The organism is Comamonas sp. F1-6 (assembly GCF_039581415.1).
Taxonomy (GTDB): Bacteria; Pseudomonadota; Gammaproteobacteria; order Burkholderiales; family Burkholderiaceae_C; genus Comamonas; species Comamonas thiooxydans.
Genome location: NZ_JBCPWN010000008.1, coordinates 37,806 through 53,477, shown reverse-complemented (window position 1 = coordinate 53,477; position 15,672 = coordinate 37,806). Strand labels below are relative to the sequence as shown.

Sequence of the window (15,672 nt, the reverse complement as noted above, 5' to 3'; positions counted from 1 at the left end):
AATCAAATGAAATCAATCGACTCCGTTAGCCCCACGCAAACCGCAATCCCCAAAGTGGGCTTTGTTTCGCTGGGCTGCCCCAAGGCCTTGACTGATAGCGAGCTGATTCTCACGCAGCTCAGCGCCGAGGGTTACCAGACTTCCAAGACCTTTGAAGGCGCGGATTTGGTCATCGTCAACACCTGTGGCTTCATTGACGATGCCGTCAAGGAAAGCCTGGACACCATTGGCGAAGCTCTGGCAGCTAACGGCAAGGTGATCGTGACCGGTTGCCTGGGTGCCAAGGCTGGCAAAGAGGGCGGCTCCACCATGGTGGCCGAAGTGCACCCCAGTGTGCTGGCCGTCACCGGCCCCCATGCTACCCAAGAGGTGATGGACGCCGTGCACACCCACCTGCCCAAGCCGCATGACCCGTTCGTGGACCTGGTGCCTGGCAGCTTTGGCGATGCTGGCATCAAGCTCACGCCCAAGCACTATGCCTATCTGAAGATTTCCGAGGGCTGCAACCATCGCTGCACCTTTTGCATCATTCCCAGCATGCGCGGCGATCTGGTTTCGCGTCCGATCGGCGATGTGCTCAAGGAAGCCAAGGCGTTGTTCGAAGGGGGCGTGAAAGAGCTGTTGGTGATCAGCCAGGATACCTCGGCCTATGGTGTGGATGTGAAGTACCGCACCGGTTTCTGGGACGGCAAGCCCGTCAAGACCCGCATGCTGGAGCTGGCCGACGAGCTGGGCAAGCTGGCGCAGCAGCATGGTGCCTGGGTGCGTCTGCACTATGTCTACCCCTATCCCACCGTGGATGCGGTCCTGCCCTTGATGGCCGAGGGCAAGATCCTGCCTTACCTGGATGTGCCCTTGCAGCACAGCCACCCCGATGTGCTCAAGCGCATGAAGCGACCCGCATCGGGCGAAAAGAACCTGGACCGTATCCGCGAGTGGCGCAAGATCTGCCCCGAGCTGGTGATTCGTTCCACCTTCATTGCCGGCTTTCCCGGCGAGACCGAGGAGGAGTTCGAGCATCTGCTGGACTTCATTCGCGAAGCCGAGATCGACCGTGCCGGCTGCTTTGCCTACAGCCCCGTCGAAGGCGCCACCGCCAACGAACTTCCCGGCATGCTGCCTGAAGAAGTACGCGAAGCACGTCGTGCGCGCTTCATGGAGGTGGCCGAGGAGGTCTCCACCAAGCGTCTGCAGCGCCGCGTGGGTCAGGTCATGAAGGTGTTGGTGGACAAGGCTGTCAGCCTGGGCAAAAAGGGCGGTGTGGGCCGGACTTATGCCGATGCTCCCGAGATCGATGGTGTGGTTCATATCCAGCCGCCCGAGAAGGCCAGCAAGACCTACAAGGTGGGCGAGCTGATCAGCGTGCGCATCGTGGGCGCGCAGGGGCATGATCTGGTGGGCGTTCCGGTTTGAATTTTCATGGCGTCACTGTGCGGCGCCATTTCAATCCAGTAGAGACAAAAAGGCCGCGACTGCGGCCTTTTTTGCATCTGATCTCTTGGCCTCTTGGTTGCCGCTCTTGTCTGCCAATGGCCTGCGGGAGATCCTGATGCAATGAAGGGTTCAGATTCGGTTCTGATCGGGACGGCACCGCCCCCGGGGTCGATTTGAGACCCAGGGCATGACGTCAGCACGAAACACTTTTCCTGTACTTTTCCCGGGAGAAGCACTGCAGCATTTGTTGTTCATGTGAGGAATTGCCTTTCTCGGAAGACAGCCTCTTGTCTGTAAAGAGGTTTCCATCGAAAGGTGACGAGCCTGATCTCGGCACTGTATCCACAGTTAGGGCTGCTTGGTTCCCCACCTGACCCGGTTGGCTGCTTCCCCATGCGAGGAGGCCCGTCACATTCGATTATAGATGCAAAACCGACACAGCTCCGCGAGCTGTGAAATGAGATTCCAGGAGCAGGCTTGTTGGCATGCCCCGGCCCCGTAGAATCAGAGGCTATGTCTTATTTAGTGCTTGCTCGCAAATACCGGCCTCGTACCTTCACCGAAATGGTGGGGCAGGAGCACGTGGTTCAGGCTCTGACCAATGCGTTGACCCAGCAGCGTCTGCACCATGCCTATCTGTTCACGGGCACACGTGGCGTGGGCAAGACCACGGTGTCGCGCATTCTGGCCAAGTCCCTGAATTGCCAGGGCCTGGACGGTAACGGTGGAATCACCGCAACCCCTTGCGGGGTTTGTGCAGCATGCACTGAAATCGATAGCGGGCGTTTCCCCGACTACACCGAGCTGGATGCTGCGTCCAACCGGGGTGTGGATGAGGTGCAGAGCCTGCTGGAGCAGGCGGTGTACAAGCCGGTGCAGGGGCGCTTCAAGGTCTTCATGATCGACGAGGTGCACATGCTGACAAACACCGCGTTCAACGCCATGCTCAAGACGCTGGAAGAGCCTCCGGAGTATCTGAAGTTCGTGCTGGCCACGACCGATCCGCAGAAAGTGCCGGTCACTGTGCTCTCGCGCTGCCTGCAGTTCAATCTGCGCCCGATGGCGCCCGAGACGGTTCTGGAGCACCTGACCCATGTGCTGGACAAGGAAAGCGTGCCGGCAGAGCCTCAGGCGCTGCGATTGCTGTCGCGTGCTGCGCGTGGCTCCATGCGCGATGCGCTGAGTCTGACCGACCAGGCGATTGCCTTTGGCAGCGGGCAGTTGCAGGAGGCGACGGTGCGCCAGATGCTGGGCAGCGTGGATCGCAGCCATGTCTTTCGCCTGATCGATGCCTTAGCGCAGGGTCATGGGCGTACGGTGGTTGAAATCTCCGAAGAGCTGCGCCACAACGGTCTGTCTGCTGCATCGACCCTGGAGGAAATGTGCGCCGTGCTGCAGCGCATGGCCGTGTTGCAGGCCGTACCCGATATGCCGCTGGATGCCAGCGACCCGGAGGCCGCCGAAGTAGACCGACTGGCCAGTCTGATGCCGCGCGACGAGACTCAGCTGCTCTACAGCATCTGCCTGCACGGCCGTGCCGAACTGGGGCTGGCCCCGGATGAGTACGCTGCACTGACCATGGCACTGCTGCGGTTGCTGGCTTTCAAGCCTGAAAACGCCGAAGCCGGCACGGCTGAAAAAAAAACTCCGGCGCTGAGGCCTAGCCGGCCTGTTGTCCAGGCTCCGAATCCGATTCAGCAGCCTCCGGCTTCACCGCCAGCGGCGATGGAGGTGCCACCGGCCAAGGTTCATTCCGTGCAGCCGGTGGTGGAATCCGCACTGGAGTCCGCTCCGGCGCAGGAGCCTGCGTCAGTGGCCGGCATGGCCGAGCCAGAACATATTCAAGTTGTTGCCGATCGCTCGGATTCCGCAGCGTATTCCGTCGCAAGGCCGGTGATGCAGGCAGTGCCGGAGTCGACCCGCTTGCCTGCTCCTGCAGTGAGGCCTGAGCCTGCTGCGGTTCGGCAAAACATGCCTGCTGAGGATCAGGAGGCCGTCGCCGAGGTAGACCAGACGCCTGTCGACGATGCGTCCGAGAGTGCAGAGGGCAGCGATATGGCTGATGCTCCCGAAGAGCAGGATGCCAGCGAGGCGGCCTGGGCAGGCATGCCCGATGAGGGCTGGTCTGACGATGGGCGCTGGGGCGATGATGCCGACCTGGATGTCGGACAGCCCCCGCATGCCATGCCGCCCATGGAGTCTGACGAGCCGGCGGCCCAGAGCGCAAGCGGCGGCTATGTCAGTACGGCCCAGGACGCAGCCCCTGTGGAACGCACAGCCGAGGGCGATCTGTGGTTTGGCGTGGTGCAGCAGTTGCTGCAGAGCGAAGCCGTGGTGGCCGTGGCGCGGCAGCTGGCGCTGCAGTCTCAACTTCTGGGCCGTGACGGCGATCTGTGGCGGCTGCGCGTGGAGTCCAACTCGCTCAATCAGGCTGGCACACGTGATCGTCTGCGTGCTGCGCTGGAAGCGGCCGGTCATGCGCGACAATTGCAGGTCGAGCAGGGGCCCGTGACGGATAGTCCCGCCCGCCGACTGGCCCTGGAAAGAAAAGCCAGCCAGTTGCTGGCCGAGGACATTGTCAAAAGCAATCCGCAGGTTCAAACCTTGATGCGAGACTTTGGCGCGAAAATCGTGCCCGGTAGCATCAAGCCCATATCTATTCAGCCTGAATAAGGCGTTTCAACAAAAGAAGGAATTCTCATGTTCAACAAAGGACAACTCGCCGGTTTGATGAAGCAAGCTCAGGCCATGCAGGACAACCTGAAGAAGGCTCAGGAAGAGCTGGGCAATATCGAAGTCGAAGGCGAATCCGGTGCCGGTCTGGTCAAGGTCGTGATGACCTGCAAGCATGACGTCAAGCGCATCACCATCGACCCCAGCCTGCTGGCCGAAGACAAGGACATGCTGGAAGACCTGGTGGCTGCCGCCTTCAACGCGGCTGTGCGCAAAGCCGAAGAGACTTCCAACGAGAAGATGGGCAAGATCACTGCCGGTATGCCCGGCCTGCCCGGCGGGATGAAGTTCCCGTTCTGACGGATTTCCCCCTGAGCGGCAGTGCCGCTTCCCCGACTTAGGGCATGCAAGTGTTGTGGGCAGGGGAATGAATGGCGATCTGCGTAGTGGCAGATCGCCTTTTTTCTGGTGACTGAAAGGACAAGCCTGTGTCTGATGTGCAATCTCTGGACGCCTTGATCGAGGCCTTGCGCCGACTGCCGGGTGTGGGCATCAAGTCGGCGCAGCGTATGGCGTTTCATTTGCTGCAGCGTGATCAGGCTGGTGCGCTGCAGCTGGCGCGGGCGCTGGACTCGGCGGTGAACTCTGTTCATCACTGCGAGCGCTGCCATACGTTTACCGAAGGTGCTATCTGCAGCATCTGTGATGACGCCGGGCGCGACGGGGCTCGGTTGTGCGTGGTCGAGGCTCCGGCCGATCTGGCTGCGATGGAACGCACGGGGGCCTATCAGGGCTATTACTATGTGCTGATGGGGCGGCTGTCCCCGCTCGACGGCGTGGGCCCCAAGGAAATCGGCATGAAGCAGTTGCTGGAGCGTGCCTGTGATGGCGTGGTGCAGGAGGTGATTTTGGCTACCAGCTTCACGGCAGAGGGTGAGGCCACGGCCCATGCTGTCAGCGAGGCGCTCAAGTCGCGCGGCATTCTGGTCACGCGGCTGGCGCGTGGCGTGCCGATAGGCAGCGAACTTGAATATGTGGATCTGGGCACGATTGCCCACGCGCTGGTGGACAGGCGCTGAAAATATCGCTTGAATTGGGAGCCGGCGCTTCTATATCAGGCGTGTGCTGCTATCGATTTCTTTGAATGAGCAGAGATAAAAAAGCCCGCCGGTTCTTACGAACAGCGGGCTTTTTGGCGGGCGGCGAAGATTATTTGCGCTTCTTGGCTGGTGTGCCGCCACGTGCCTTGGGTTCGCTCTTGCCGCCACGGGGAGCGGGCGCGCTGCTGGTTCTGGCGTTCTTGCTGGAGGCTGCCACCTTGCTGCCGCCACGGGTGTTGCGGGCTGACTCGCGTGGGCTGTCGTTGGCTTCGGCGCGTGCGCTGCGGGCTGCGCGGCTGGGCAGGTAGGCAATCAGCGACTGGCCGGGGCGCAAGGATGCCGTGGACTTGAGGTCGTTCCAGTCCGCGAGGTTGGAGACGCTGATGCCATAGCGGCTGGCAACGCTGACCAGGGTATCGCGTTTGCGCGCCTTGACCGTGGTGCGCACGGTCACGATTTCGGGGGCGAAGGAGATCTGACCGTTGTCGGCCACATGGCCGGGCACATCGGTCTTGACGTTGGCATCGCGCGGCACCATCAGAGCCGAGCCGGCCTTGATCAGCATGCGCGGCGGGATGTTGTTGATGGCGCGCAGGTCGGCTTCGCCCAGGCCTGCACGCTGGGCGGCTTCGGCCACGGTAATGGTGGTGGGCACGGTCCATACCGTCCAGCTGGCAAACTGGCCTTCGCTATAGGCCTGCAGATTGCGGCGGAAAACCTTGGCGTTGTCCCAGGGCAGCAGCACCTGTGGCGTGGCGCGCGCAAAGATCACCGGTTTGTGAAAGCTGGGATTGAGTGCCTTGAAGTCCTTGACGCTCAAATCGGCCAGCTTGGCCACCAGCTCAACGTCGATGTCGTGCGGGAGATCCACGGCCTGGAAATAGGGGTGGTTCTCGATGATGGGAAGCTCGGTGTTGAACTTCTCGGGTTCGGCCACGATGTTCTTGACGGCTTGCAGCTTGGGCACGTAATTGCGGGTTTCGGCCGGCATCTGCAGGTCGAGGTAGCCTGCGGGCTGGCCCAGCTTTTCATTGCGCTTGATGGCGCGGCCCACGCTGCCTTCGCCCCAGTTATAGGCGGCCAGGGCCAGATGCCAGTCGCCGAACATGTTGTAGAGCTTTTGCAGATAGTCGAGCGCGGCGCGGGTCGAGGCCAGCACATCGCGGCGATCATCGCGGAAGACATTCTGCTTGAGGTCGAAATAGGTGCCCGTGGCCGGCATGAACTGCCACATGCCGGCGGCCTTGGCGCTGGAGACGGCCTGAGGGTTGAAGGCGCTCTCGATGAAAGGCAACAGCGCCAACTCTGTCGGCATGTTGCGGCGCTCCAGTTCCTCGACGATGTGGAACAGGTATTTGCTCGACCGCTCCGTCATGCGCTGTATGTAGTCGGGGCGCGTGGCATACCACTGCTCCTGGTTCTGGACCAGATCCTGCTCAAGGTTGGGCATGGCAAAGCCCTTGCGGATACGTACCCAGAGGTCGCCTGTGGCTTCAAGCTCAGCGACTTCAGCGCTGCCGACTTTGCCCTGGCCCAGGGGTTTGAGCGGGCCATTGGGATACATGGGGTCGACACTGCTGGTGGTGGCGCAGCCAGTCAATATCAGTGCGCTTGTCAGCAGCAGGGTGGATAGCAGCTTCATCAGAAAACGTTTTTCCATTGGCGCAAGGTAGCCAGAACGCTGGCGGGCTCCTCGGGCCTGGTTTGAGGATCATGGTGCACGGCGGCTGCGATCACATCTGCAGCGCGGCTTCGCATGAACGGGTTGATGGCCAGCTCGGTCTGCAATGTGGAGGGTAGCGTCGGCTGCCCGCTCTTGCGCAGTTGCTGGCAATGTTCCAGATACTGAGCCAGTTCCGGGTTGTTTGGTTCCACGGCCTGCGCAAATCGCAGGTTGGAAATTGTGTACTCATGTGCGCAGCACACCAGCGTGTTGCCGGGCAGGGCGGCCAGTGCGTCCAGCGAGGCCTGCATCTGCGCTGCCGTGCCTTCGAAAAGGCGACCGCAGCCGCCCGAGAACAGTGTGTCGCCGCAGAACAGCAGGGGCTGGCTTTGCGCCCGGGTGCTGAAGAAGGCGATATGGCCGCTGGTATGCCCCGGCACATCGATGACCTGCCAGGGGCCGCCTAGCAGCTCCACGTGGTCGCCCCCCTGCACGCGCGTCACGGGCTCGGGCAGGGTCTCGTAGGCGGGGCCCCAGACCGGAGCACCCGTGGCCGCGCGAATGGCGTCCACGCCGCCCACATGGTCGGCATGATGGTGGGTGACTAAAATGCCCTGCAGTTTCAGACCCCGCTGTGCCAAGGTGGCCAGCACAGGCTCGGCCTGACCCGGATCGACGACCACGGCATGTTCTGCATCGTGGAGCATCCAGATGTAGTTGTCGGAAAAAGCGGGAATGGGCAACAGGTTCATGAGCTGCAAAATTATAGAGATGCATCACTGGACGGATTCAGCCCTCGGGCACTATCTCCTGAAATGGGAGCAGCAGCGCTTTGACGAGGCGGTGGCCGATATCTTTGGCTACCACGCCTTGCAGCTGGGCTTGCCGCAGCTGCAAGGACTGCGCAGCAATCGCATGCCTCATCGCTGGCTGGCGCTGGAGGGTCTCGATCCCGTTCCGGATGCAAAAGCAGGCACTGTAGCGCAAGCGAGGGCGACTGCAGTGTCGCAGCAGCAGCCGCCCGCTGATGAAGCACAGAATTCTGCCCCGTTGATGCCGGCGCTCAGAACCGCCCCGGAAGCCCTGCCTTTTGCCGAGGCCAGCCTCGACCTGTTGCTGATGCCGCATACGCTGGAGGCTTGCAACGATCCGCATGCCGCGCTGCGCGAGGCTGCACGCGTGCTGGTGCCGGAAGGCAGGCTGGTGATCAGCGGGCTGAACCCCTCAAGCCTGCTGGGCTTGCAGCGCCGGGTGGAGCGCAGTGCGGGCTATTTGCCGGACTTGAGCCTGGGTGTGGGCTACTGGCGTTTGCGCGATTGGCTGCGATTGCTGAGCTTCGAGATCGAAGCAGTGCAATTTGGCTGTTATCGTCCTGCCACTCAAAGTGAAAAGTGGCTGAGCCGCTGGCAGTTCATGGAAGGCCTGGGCCACCGCTGCTGGCCGGTGATGGGGGGCGTCTATTGCGTGGTGGCCGTCAAGCGTGTGCAGGGCATGCGGCTGATGAGCCCGAGCTGGCGCAAGAGCAGCGTGCCGGCCGGCATGAAGGCGCCCGTGACCCAGAGGCAGCCGCCGGACATGTCCTGGCGTAACAAGGAAGAAAATTGAATCAAGTTGTGATCTATACCGATGGTGCCTGCAAGGGCAATCCCGGCCCTGGCGGCTGGGGCGCATTGCTGCAGGCCGGATCGGCACAGAAGGAACTCTTCGGTGGTGAACTGGGAACCACCAATAACCGCATGGAACTCAAGGCCGTGATTGAGGCGCTGTCCGCGCTCAAGCGTCCCTGCGATGTGGTGCTGTATCTGGATAGTCAGTACGTGCGCAAAGGCATTACCGAGTGGATCCAGGGTTGGAAGGCCAAGGGCTGGGTTACCGCTTCCAAGGAGCCCGTCAAGAATGTCGAGCTCTGGAAGCAGCTGGACGCGCTGGTGCAGGGCAGCGGCCACCGCATCGACTGGCGCTGGGTCAAGGGCCATGCCGGAGACCCCGGCAATGAGCGCGCCGATGCGCTTGCCAACAAGGGCGTGGAGCTGGCACTTAAGAAGGGCTGAGCCAGGAGCCGGGGTAGATGCGCTGGCTCAGCTCGTGATTTGTGCCAGCGCTTCTTGGATCTGTTGCTCGGATTCGGGGCGCACGATGCGCGCTACTTCCTTGCCGTCACGCAGAAAAATCAGCGTGGGCCAGAGCTTGACGCGATAGCTGCGGCCCAGCGGCCGGCCGGGACCGTCTTCCACCTTGATGTGCGCTAGTTCTGGCTGGGTTGCCAGCGCAGCCTGCAACAGCGGCTGGGCGCGCTGGCAGTGGCCGCACCAGGGGGTGCCGAATTCCAGCAAATTCGCGCCCTTGAGCGCATCGATGGCCTGCCTTGTGGGTTCTGTGGCCCAGTGGGTGGCTTGGTATGGCATGAAATATTTCCCAGAATGGATCGAGGGTAGAAGACCAGGCAGAAAGTCCGTCTTCAGATCAGCCCCTGCAGCAGCAGGACATTGACGGATTCTCCGGGCTGGACGTCGCCGCGTGCATCGTCCAGCACGATGATGCAGTCGGCGGCGACCATGGAGCTGAGCACGCCCGAGCCTTGCGGTCCCGTGGTGCGCACGGCGGCCTGGCCCTTCTCATTGAGTTCGAGCACGCCGCGCAGATATTCGGTGCGGCCCGGGCGTTTGCGCAGGCGCTCGCGGCTGATCGCCTGCAGCAATGGCACGGAGGGGCTGCGTTCGCCTGCCAGCATGGCCAGGGCCGGGCGCACAAACATCAGAAAGCTCACCATGGCGGCCACCGGGTTGCCGGGCAGTCCCAGCAGCACCGCAGGGCGCTGAGTGGGCGGTGGATTGCTCAGATTTTGTGAGCTGTTTGCGCTTGTCTTGATCGGGATGCCTGTTGATCTGGTCAATGAGATTCCACCGGCGGGAGCGAGCAGGCCCACCGCCAGTGGCCGACCGGGACGCATGGCCACCCGCCAGAACTGCACAGTGCCCAGGCGCTGAAGCATCGCACGGGTGTGATCGGCCTCACCGGCGCTGATGCCGCCACTGGTCAGCACCACATCGGCCAGGGTGGCTGCTTCGCGCAAGCGCTCTTCCAGTGCGGCCGGTTCATCGGGCACGGCCCCCAGGTCCAGCACATGGGCTCCCAGCCGGCGCAACAGCGCCTGCAGGCTGAAGCGGTTGCTGTCGTAGATGGCTCCCTCGCGCGGCTCGGCACCTGGGCTCAGCAGCTCGTCGCCGGTGGAGAAGTAAGCCACGCTGAGGCGGCGTCGCACGCTGACCTGGCCCAGTCCCAGACTGGCCAGCAGACCCAGGGCGGCTGGTGTGAGACGCTGGCCGGCCTGCAGTGCCACAGAGCCTTGCTCCAGGTCTTCGCCGCGCAGGCGACGATTGGCACCTGCACGCAGGGCACTGGCGTCAAACTGAATGCACTCCTCGCCAGAGCTGGCTTGCTCATGGGCGACTACGGTATCCGCACCCACCGGCATGACCGCACCCGTCATGATCTTCACGCATTCGCCCGCGCCAAGCCGGCCTTGCCAAGGCCCTCCTGCCAGAGCTGTCCCCACCACACGCAGCATCAGCGGCTGGCCGGGCCGCGCCTGCTCCAGTTCGCTGCCGGCAAAGGCATAGCCGTCCATGGCACTGTTGTCGTGGGGTGGTACGTTGACGGGGCAGATCACATCGGCTGCCAGCACACGATCCAGTGCATCGGGCAGGGCGACGGCTTCCACCTCGGCGATCGCACCCAGCGGCTGCAGCAAGGCTTGCAGCTGTTGCAGTACCTGGTCAGTGGTCAGCGTCTGGGCGCTGGTGGAAGCGGCAGGTTGAAAAGTCGCAGTCATAACAGCAAAAAATAAAAAAACCTCATGACGGATGCGGCCATGGGGCTGCGTGGCACTTTACGCTTTTGGCTGGTGGTGCCGGTGACTCAGGATTGGCGTTCGGGGGCGATTTGCTCCAGATCAAGCAACTGGGCCAGCGTGTTGGCGTTGCTGAAGGCCTGTTCGTCCCCGGGGCGGTCAAATACGGCCTGGGCGCTGTGATGCTGGCCGGTCCAGGCGTCTATCTTGCGGCCACCACTGGTGATGAAGCGCTCAAGGCTGCAGGCGAGTCCGGCCCGCAGCAGGCAGAACACGGGCTGGGGGCGCAGTTGCGGCGGCTGCCCCGGCTGGGCATGCTCGGTATCCCAGCCGTGAGCGATGACGATATCGGCATCGCCACGCGACGCCAGCATTCGCGCAGCCAGATCGAGGGGCAGCAGCGGCGTATCGCAGGGCACGCACAGCAGCCATGGCGTGCGGCAATGCGCGAGGCCGGCCATGAAGCCCGCCAACGGGCCTGGGTAGTCGGGCAGGCTGTCGGCGCAGACCTCGGCAGCCAGTGGCCGACCCAGCTCGGCGTAAGCTGCTGTATTGCGATTGGCATTGATGAGCAAGGGGCCGACCTGCGGAGCCAGGCGCTGCAATGCATGCAGTGCCAGTGGCAAGCCTTGAAAGCTCTGCAGGCCCTTGTCCACACCGCCCATGCGCGCACCGCGTCCTCCGGCCAGCACGCAACCGGTGATCTGCTCGGGGGTGATGCGTGAGTCAGCCACCGATATAGCTCATCTCGATGCGCCGACCTTGCCGCACTGGCGCCATATCGGGGGGCATTTCGCTGCGCATTTGCGAGTAGCGATCGTCGCGCTGTTGCCAGATGGGGGCAATGGCGGCTGCAATCTCGGCATCGCTGGCACCGGTGCGCAGCAGGCTACGCAAATCCCAGCCCTGGCTGGCGAACAGGCACAGATAGAGCTGACCCTCGGTGGACAGGCGTGCACGGTTGCAGTCCCCGCAGAAAGCGTGGGTCACACTGCTGATGACGCCCACCTCGCCCAGCTGCGGATCATGTCGGCCGCTGGCATCGGCATAGCCCCAGCGCACGGCGGTCTCGCCCGGGGCGCTGGGTGCCAGCGGGATTAGCGGCAGTTCGGCGCGCAGACGGGCTATGGCCTCGTCGGAGGGCAGCACCTCGTCCATGCGCCAGCCGTTGGTGGCTCCCACGTCCATGTATTCGATGAATCGCAGCGTGATTCCCGTGCCGCGGAAGTAGCGGGCCATGGGCAGAATCTGGTCGTCATTGGTGCCGCGCTTGACCACCATGTTCACTTTGATGTGCGACAGGCCCGCGGTCTGTGCAGCCTCGATGCCGGCCAGCACATCGGTCACGGGGAAGTCCACATCGTTCATGCGCCGGAACACGGCGTCGTCCAGTCCGTCGAGGCTGACGGTCACGCGATTCAGGCCGGCGTCCTTCAGAGCGCGTGCCTTGCGCGCCAGCAGCGAGGCGTTGGTGGTCAGTGTCAGGTCCAGCGGCTGGCCGTCGGGCGTGCGCAGCTCGGCCAGCTGGGCGATCAGGGCTTCGATGTTCTTGCGCAGCAGCGGCTCGCCGCCGGTCAGGCGCAGCTTGCGCACGCCATGGGCGACAAAAAGCCTGGCCAGGCGCGTAATTTCCTCGAAGCTCAACAGCGAGCTGTGGGGCAGATATTGGTAGTTCTTGTCAAAAACTTCCTTGGGCATGCAGTAGTTGCAGCGGAAGTTGCAGCGGTCGGTGACGCTGATGCGCAGGTCGCGCAAAGGCCGTCCCCATTGATCCTGCAGCAGCCCGGTAGGGGCCTGCAGGGGGCTGGGGACGATTGCGCTGCGGGATGCCGCACGCTCATCGACCAAGGGGATCACACGTTCTGCCATGGGCTCGATTGTGCCGCAAGAGTGAAGTCCGGGCCGGCTGCGGGCTTGTTGTGGGCTATCAAAATTGATAGCTGGTGGCGCTTGATGGTATTGTGGATCAGTCTTTTGTAGTGGTTTTCACGGGTTGCTGAGAGAGCGGCTTCCAGCCCTTGAACTCGGGGTAGAACTCGGCCACGCCGGGTCCGTTGAAGTCCCAGCCCAGGCACTGACCCAGATGACGTGGCGGCAGGCCCGAGCCATTGGGGCCGAACTGGTTGAGCACGGTGTGAAAAGCGGGTGTTGCCATATTGAACAGCAACTCGCGCAGATGCGTGCAGCCCACTACCCCGCCCAGATTGTCGGCAATGGCGCGGCGCCAGCCGCGGGCTATGCAGCAGCCCACCATCTTTTGCATGGACTTTGTGGCCTGGGGGCAGTGGCCCAGGGGGTGGTCGTCCATGGCGGCCTCTATGCCGTGCACCACCATGTCGGCATCGATGGTCAGGCGGATCCACATATGGTGAATCGGCTTGCCCGCTGGCACTTTGCGGCGGCCATGAAGCTCGATGTCATAGGTTTTCTGGTCGATCAGCTCGGCTTCCACGTCCCACATGCCGTCATCGCGGGCATAGCCCCGGTATTTGACGTCGCGCATATTGATGGGGACTGGCTTGCGGCTGGCACTGGGAGACAGGGGCATGGGGTATCCGTTGTTATGGCGGGCGACAACGACGGCATGTCGGAACTCGGCTGGGTCGCCCGCGATGATCTTGAGCCGGGTCTGGTGCATCAGACCCGATTTCATTATCAAAGAGATAGCAGGCTTGTCCAGCACCAAGCGGACAGCGGGGCGGGGGCGACCCCGAACCAGGCCGGCAGCGCCTAGCTGCTAGTAGGGATTTGCCCGGTGAGTGCTGCGGCCTTGAGTGCGGCCAGGTCGAGAACTTCCAGCTTGCCGCGCCGCAGTTGCAGCCAGCCGGCCTGCTGCAGCTCCTGCAGGATCTGGTTGGTGGTCTGGCGTGACAGGCCCAGCATGCGTGCGATCTGCTCCTGCGAGACGGCCAGCTCGCGGTGGGTGCGCATGCGGTCGGCCCATTGCTCGTGGCCCATGGCCATTTGCACCAGACGGCACATCACGCGCTGCGGTGCAGGCAGCACGGTCTGCTCCTCCAGCGCGATCAGGCTGGCACGCAGCTTGTGGGTCAGCAGCAGGGCCATGTGGCGCCAGCAATGCGGGTTGGCATCCAGCCATTCGCGCAGCGGCGGTATAGGGATATGCAGCAGGGCGCAGGCGGTGTTGGCGCAGGCGTCGTGGGTGCGGGGCTCGCCATCGAAGAGGGCGATCTCGCCCAGCCAGCTCGGCGGCTCGATCAAGGTCAGCAAGGCCGTGCGGGTGTTTTCCTGAAGCGCTGCCGTGCCGGAGATGCTGAGCGATCCCCTGGCCACCGCATACAGGCCGCAGGGGGCATCGCCGCGGCGAAACAGCCATTCGCCGGCGGCCAGCAGCCTTGGCTGGGCCAGTTGCTGCATCTGGGCGGTCAATTCCGGCGGCAGCGAGCGGAACCAGCGGCCGGCCTGCACGATGGCCCAGAGATCATTGGAGTTGACATGCTCGAAGCTGCCGCGCTTGCGTGCAGTGGGCACTGAGGCCAGTGCAGGCCTGGGTGAAGGGTTTAGCGCTTGTGTCGGTGGCATGACAGACGGCAAGGTTGATGCTGCGCCACCATGCTCTGACAAGCGACAAGGAGATACAGCGATGAAAACCCTAATCGATCAACTGTCCAACTACGCCGACTACCACCGCGACCCGCGCAATATCGTCACGCACTACATCGGTGTGCCCATGATCATGCAGGCGGTGGTGATTCTGCTGGCCAGGCTGCAATGGGGAGCGCTTGGCGGCATGCCGATCTCGCTGGCTCTGCTGGCAGCGGTTGCTGCAGCAGTGTATTACTGGCGGCTCGACGGGCGATACGGCCTGTTCATGAGCGTGTTGCTGGCCGCCATGCTGGCGCTGGCGACTCCTGTCGCCGCGCAGCCCATGGGGAGCTGGCTGGCCTGGGGGCTAGGCCTGTTTGTGCTGGGCTGGGTGATCCAGTTCATCGGTCACTACTGGGAAGGACGCAAGCCCGCTTTTCTTGACGATGTGATGGGCCTGCTGATAGGCCCGCTGTTTGTGGCGGCCGAGTTGGGTTTTGCTCTGGGCCTGCGCAAGGAGGTGCAGGCTGCGGTGGAGCAGCGCAGCGGGCCCGTGCGTCGCCGCCACCCGGTGAGCGCCTGACATGCTCTTGTTCTGAGAGCTGACACCGATTTATGGGTATTGGTTTGAGTGGGTTTTCATGATTGAAGTGGGCGAGGCTGCCCGGCGGGAATACACGACTGCACGCGCATCTTTCAAACATGTAATGCCAGCGTTAGGGTCATGCGCCTAAAATCGCGGGCTGACCCTCAGGTGCCGATGCTTTGTTGGCTCTGGCGGGCTTTTTGTATTACTTCTCCCAACCATCATGTCTCTGAACAATGTGACCCCCGGCTCCAAGACGCCTGAAGTCTTCAACGTCGTCATCGAAATCTCGGCCAACTCGGCTCCCGTGAAGTACGAAGTGGACAAGGAATCCGGCTGCCTGTTCGTGGATCGTTTCCTGGGCACTGCCATGCACTACCCCGTGAACTACGGCTATGTGCCCCAGACCCTGTCTGGCGACGGCGACCCCGTGGACGTGCTGGTGATGACTCCCTTCCCCCTGCCCAGCGGCGTGGTGGTGCCCTGCCGTGCCATCGGCATTCTGGAGATGGAAGACGAATCCGGCGTCGACGGCAAGGTTCTGGCCGTTCCCACACAGAAGCTGCTGCCTTCCTACGACAAGATCAACCACCTCAGCGACATCCATGAGCTGACCCTGCAGCAGATTGCCCACTTCTTCGAGCACTACAAGGATCTGGAAAAGGGCAAGTGGGTCAAGGTTCTGGGCTGGAAGGGCGTGGACGCGGCACACAAGGAAATCGTGGACGGTATCGCCAACTACAAGGGCTGATCCAAACTAGTAAAGGGTCTCTAACCTTTACTTGCAGAGAAGCCTCGCTATCTGCATATATACAATTTG

At 62.6% G+C, this 15,672-nt stretch carries 16 protein-coding genes and 1 other RNA gene; 8 read left to right on the top strand and 9 right to left on the bottom strand.

Going from position 1 to position 15,672, the window contains the following annotated elements; all coding sequences use genetic code 11:
• The first annotated feature begins 6 nt into the window (after positions 1 to 6).
• Positions 7 to 1,413, top strand: a complete 1,407-nt coding sequence (gene rimO, locus AAIL66_RS10450; RefSeq protein ID WP_343496668.1) for a 30S ribosomal protein S12 methylthiotransferase RimO — start codon at positions 7 to 9, stop codon at positions 1,411 to 1,413.
• 335 nt (positions 1,414 to 1,748) lie between these two features.
• Here the strand turns inward: rimO and ffs are convergent.
• An RNA gene (ffs, locus tag AAIL66_RS10445) (signal recognition particle sRNA small type) lies at positions 1,749 to 1,844 on the bottom strand.
• Between the two features lie 103 nt (positions 1,845 to 1,947).
• On the opposite strand from ffs, the gene dnaX reads away from it, so the two are divergent.
• The 3 genes from dnaX (at position 1,948) to recR (ending at position 5,186) form a co-directional block, all read left to right on the top strand.
• The gene (gene dnaX, locus AAIL66_RS10440) at positions 1,948 to 4,107 is read left to right on the top strand and encodes a DNA polymerase III subunit gamma/tau (protein ID WP_343496667.1); all 2,160 of its coding nucleotides are present in this window, start codon (positions 1,948 to 1,950) and stop codon (positions 4,105 to 4,107) included.
• A gap of 27 nt (positions 4,108 to 4,134) precedes the next feature.
• Complete coding sequence (locus AAIL66_RS10435; RefSeq protein ID WP_003066189.1) at positions 4,135 to 4,467, top strand: YbaB/EbfC family nucleoid-associated protein; 333 nt, start codon at positions 4,135 to 4,137, stop codon at positions 4,465 to 4,467.
• Positions 4,468 to 4,595: 128 nt separating this feature from the next.
• On the top strand, positions 4,596 to 5,186 hold the full coding sequence (gene recR / locus AAIL66_RS10430; protein ID WP_003066191.1) for a recombination mediator RecR: 591 nt from the start codon (positions 4,596 to 4,598) through the stop codon (positions 5,184 to 5,186).
• Positions 5,187 to 5,316: 130 nt separating this feature from the next.
• Here the strand turns inward: recR and AAIL66_RS10425 are convergent, their stop codons facing one another.
• Both AAIL66_RS10425 and gloB read right to left on the bottom strand, forming a co-directional pair.
• Positions 5,317 to 6,849 carry a transglycosylase SLT domain-containing protein gene (locus AAIL66_RS10425; protein WP_343496764.1) on the bottom strand — a complete coding sequence of 511 codons (1,533 nt, stop codon included), beginning with the start codon at positions 6,847 to 6,849 and terminating at the stop codon, positions 5,317 to 5,319.
• Positions 6,849 to 7,622: a hydroxyacylglutathione hydrolase gene (gene gloB / locus AAIL66_RS10420; protein WP_034356961.1), complete on the bottom strand. Its 774-nt coding sequence runs from the start codon at positions 7,620 to 7,622 to the stop codon at positions 6,849 to 6,851. The genes AAIL66_RS10425 and gloB overlap by 1 nt, the downstream gene beginning before the upstream one ends.
• A gap of 19 nt (positions 7,623 to 7,641) precedes the next feature.
• On the opposite strand from gloB, the gene AAIL66_RS10415 reads away from it, so the two are divergent.
• Positions 7,642 to 8,475, top strand: coding sequence for a class I SAM-dependent methyltransferase (locus AAIL66_RS10415; protein WP_034356964.1), 834 nt, complete (start codon positions 7,642 to 7,644; stop codon positions 8,473 to 8,475).
• A complete protein-coding gene (gene rnhA / locus AAIL66_RS10410; RefSeq protein WP_003066200.1) occupies positions 8,472 to 8,921 on the top strand; it encodes a ribonuclease HI in 450 nt (149 codons plus the stop codon). Before AAIL66_RS10415 ends, rnhA begins: the two co-directional genes overlap by 4 nt.
• A 27-nt stretch (positions 8,922 to 8,948) precedes the next feature.
• On the opposite strand, the gene AAIL66_RS10405 is transcribed toward rnhA, so the two are convergent.
• The 6 genes from AAIL66_RS10405 to AAIL66_RS10380 all read right to left on the bottom strand — a co-directional run bounded on the left by AAIL66_RS10405 (position 8,949) and on the right by AAIL66_RS10380 (position 14,263).
• Positions 8,949 to 9,275, bottom strand: coding sequence for a thioredoxin family protein (locus AAIL66_RS10405; protein ID WP_343496666.1), 327 nt, complete (start codon positions 9,273 to 9,275; stop codon positions 8,949 to 8,951).
• A 53-nt stretch (positions 9,276 to 9,328) separates the two neighbouring features.
• Positions 9,329 to 10,702: a molybdopterin-binding protein gene (locus AAIL66_RS10400; protein WP_343496665.1), complete on the bottom strand. Its 1,374-nt coding sequence runs from the start codon at positions 10,700 to 10,702 to the stop codon at positions 9,329 to 9,331.
• A gap of 86 nt (positions 10,703 to 10,788) precedes the next feature.
• A complete protein-coding gene (mobA, locus tag AAIL66_RS10395; RefSeq protein ID WP_034393159.1) occupies positions 10,789 to 11,454 on the bottom strand; it encodes a molybdenum cofactor guanylyltransferase MobA in 666 nt (221 codons plus the stop codon).
• Positions 11,447 to 12,589 (bottom strand): GTP 3',8-cyclase MoaA, encoded by a 1,143-nt coding sequence (gene moaA, locus AAIL66_RS10390; protein WP_343496664.1) that lies wholly within the window; start codon positions 12,587 to 12,589, stop codon positions 11,447 to 11,449. The genes mobA and moaA overlap by 8 nt, the downstream gene beginning before the upstream one ends.
• 97 nt (positions 12,590 to 12,686) lie before the next feature.
• Positions 12,687 to 13,268 carry a DUF2889 domain-containing protein gene (locus AAIL66_RS10385; protein WP_034357051.1) on the bottom strand — a complete coding sequence of 194 codons (582 nt, stop codon included), beginning with the start codon at positions 13,266 to 13,268 and terminating at the stop codon, positions 12,687 to 12,689.
• Positions 13,269 to 13,450: 182 nt separating this feature from the next.
• Positions 13,451 to 14,263 (bottom strand): Crp/Fnr family transcriptional regulator, encoded by an 813-nt coding sequence (locus tag AAIL66_RS10380; RefSeq protein ID WP_045839648.1) that lies wholly within the window; start codon positions 14,261 to 14,263, stop codon positions 13,451 to 13,453.
• Between the two features lie 61 nt (positions 14,264 to 14,324).
• On the opposite strand from AAIL66_RS10380, the gene AAIL66_RS10375 reads away from it, so the two are divergent.
• On the top strand, positions 14,325 to 14,849 hold the full coding sequence (locus tag AAIL66_RS10375) for an Mpo1-like protein (RefSeq protein ID WP_045839647.1): 525 nt from the start codon (positions 14,325 to 14,327) through the stop codon (positions 14,847 to 14,849).
• A gap of 226 nt (positions 14,850 to 15,075) precedes the next feature.
• Positions 15,076 to 15,603 carry an inorganic diphosphatase gene (ppa, locus tag AAIL66_RS10370; protein ID WP_003056663.1) on the top strand — a complete coding sequence of 176 codons (528 nt, stop codon included), beginning with the start codon at positions 15,076 to 15,078 and terminating at the stop codon, positions 15,601 to 15,603.
• Positions 15,604 to 15,672: the final 69 nt, after the last annotated feature.

What these genes read in the sequence shown, in the direction of transcription:
- rimO (WP_343496668.1), top strand. Translation starts at nt 7, where the DNA reads ATGAAATCAATCGACTCCGTTAGCCCCACGCAAACCGCAATCCCCAAA.
- dnaX (WP_343496667.1), top strand. Translation starts at nt 1,948, where the DNA reads ATGTCTTATTTAGTGCTTGCTCGCAAATACCGGCCTCGTACCTTCACC.
- AAIL66_RS10435 (WP_003066189.1), top strand. Translation starts at nt 4,135, where the DNA reads ATGTTCAACAAAGGACAACTCGCCGGTTTGATGAAGCAAGCTCAGGCC.
- AAIL66_RS10425 (WP_343496764.1), bottom strand. Translation starts at nt 6,849, where the DNA reads ATGAAGCTGCTATCCACCCTGCTGCTGACAAGCGCACTGATATTGACT.
- gloB (WP_034356961.1), bottom strand. Translation starts at nt 7,622, where the DNA reads ATGAACCTGTTGCCCATTCCCGCTTTTTCCGACAACTACATCTGGATG.
- AAIL66_RS10415 (WP_034356964.1), top strand. Translation starts at nt 7,642, where the DNA reads ATGCATCACTGGACGGATTCAGCCCTCGGGCACTATCTCCTGAAATGG.
- AAIL66_RS10405 (WP_343496666.1), bottom strand. Translation starts at nt 9,275, where the DNA reads ATGCCATACCAAGCCACCCACTGGGCCACAGAACCCACAAGGCAGGCC.
- AAIL66_RS10400 (WP_343496665.1), bottom strand. Translation starts at nt 10,702, where the DNA reads ATGACTGCGACTTTTCAACCTGCCGCTTCCACCAGCGCCCAGACGCTG.
- moaA (WP_343496664.1), bottom strand. Translation starts at nt 12,589, where the DNA reads ATGGCAGAACGTGTGATCCCCTTGGTCGATGAGCGTGCGGCATCCCGC.
- AAIL66_RS10385 (WP_034357051.1), bottom strand. Translation starts at nt 13,268, where the DNA reads ATGCCCCTGTCTCCCAGTGCCAGCCGCAAGCCAGTCCCCATCAATATG.
- AAIL66_RS10380 (WP_045839648.1), bottom strand. Translation starts at nt 14,263, where the DNA reads ATGCCACCGACACAAGCGCTAAACCCTTCACCCAGGCCTGCACTGGCC.
- AAIL66_RS10375 (WP_045839647.1), top strand. Translation starts at nt 14,325, where the DNA reads ATGAAAACCCTAATCGATCAACTGTCCAACTACGCCGACTACCACCGC.
- ppa (WP_003056663.1), top strand. Translation starts at nt 15,076, where the DNA reads ATGTCTCTGAACAATGTGACCCCCGGCTCCAAGACGCCTGAAGTCTTC.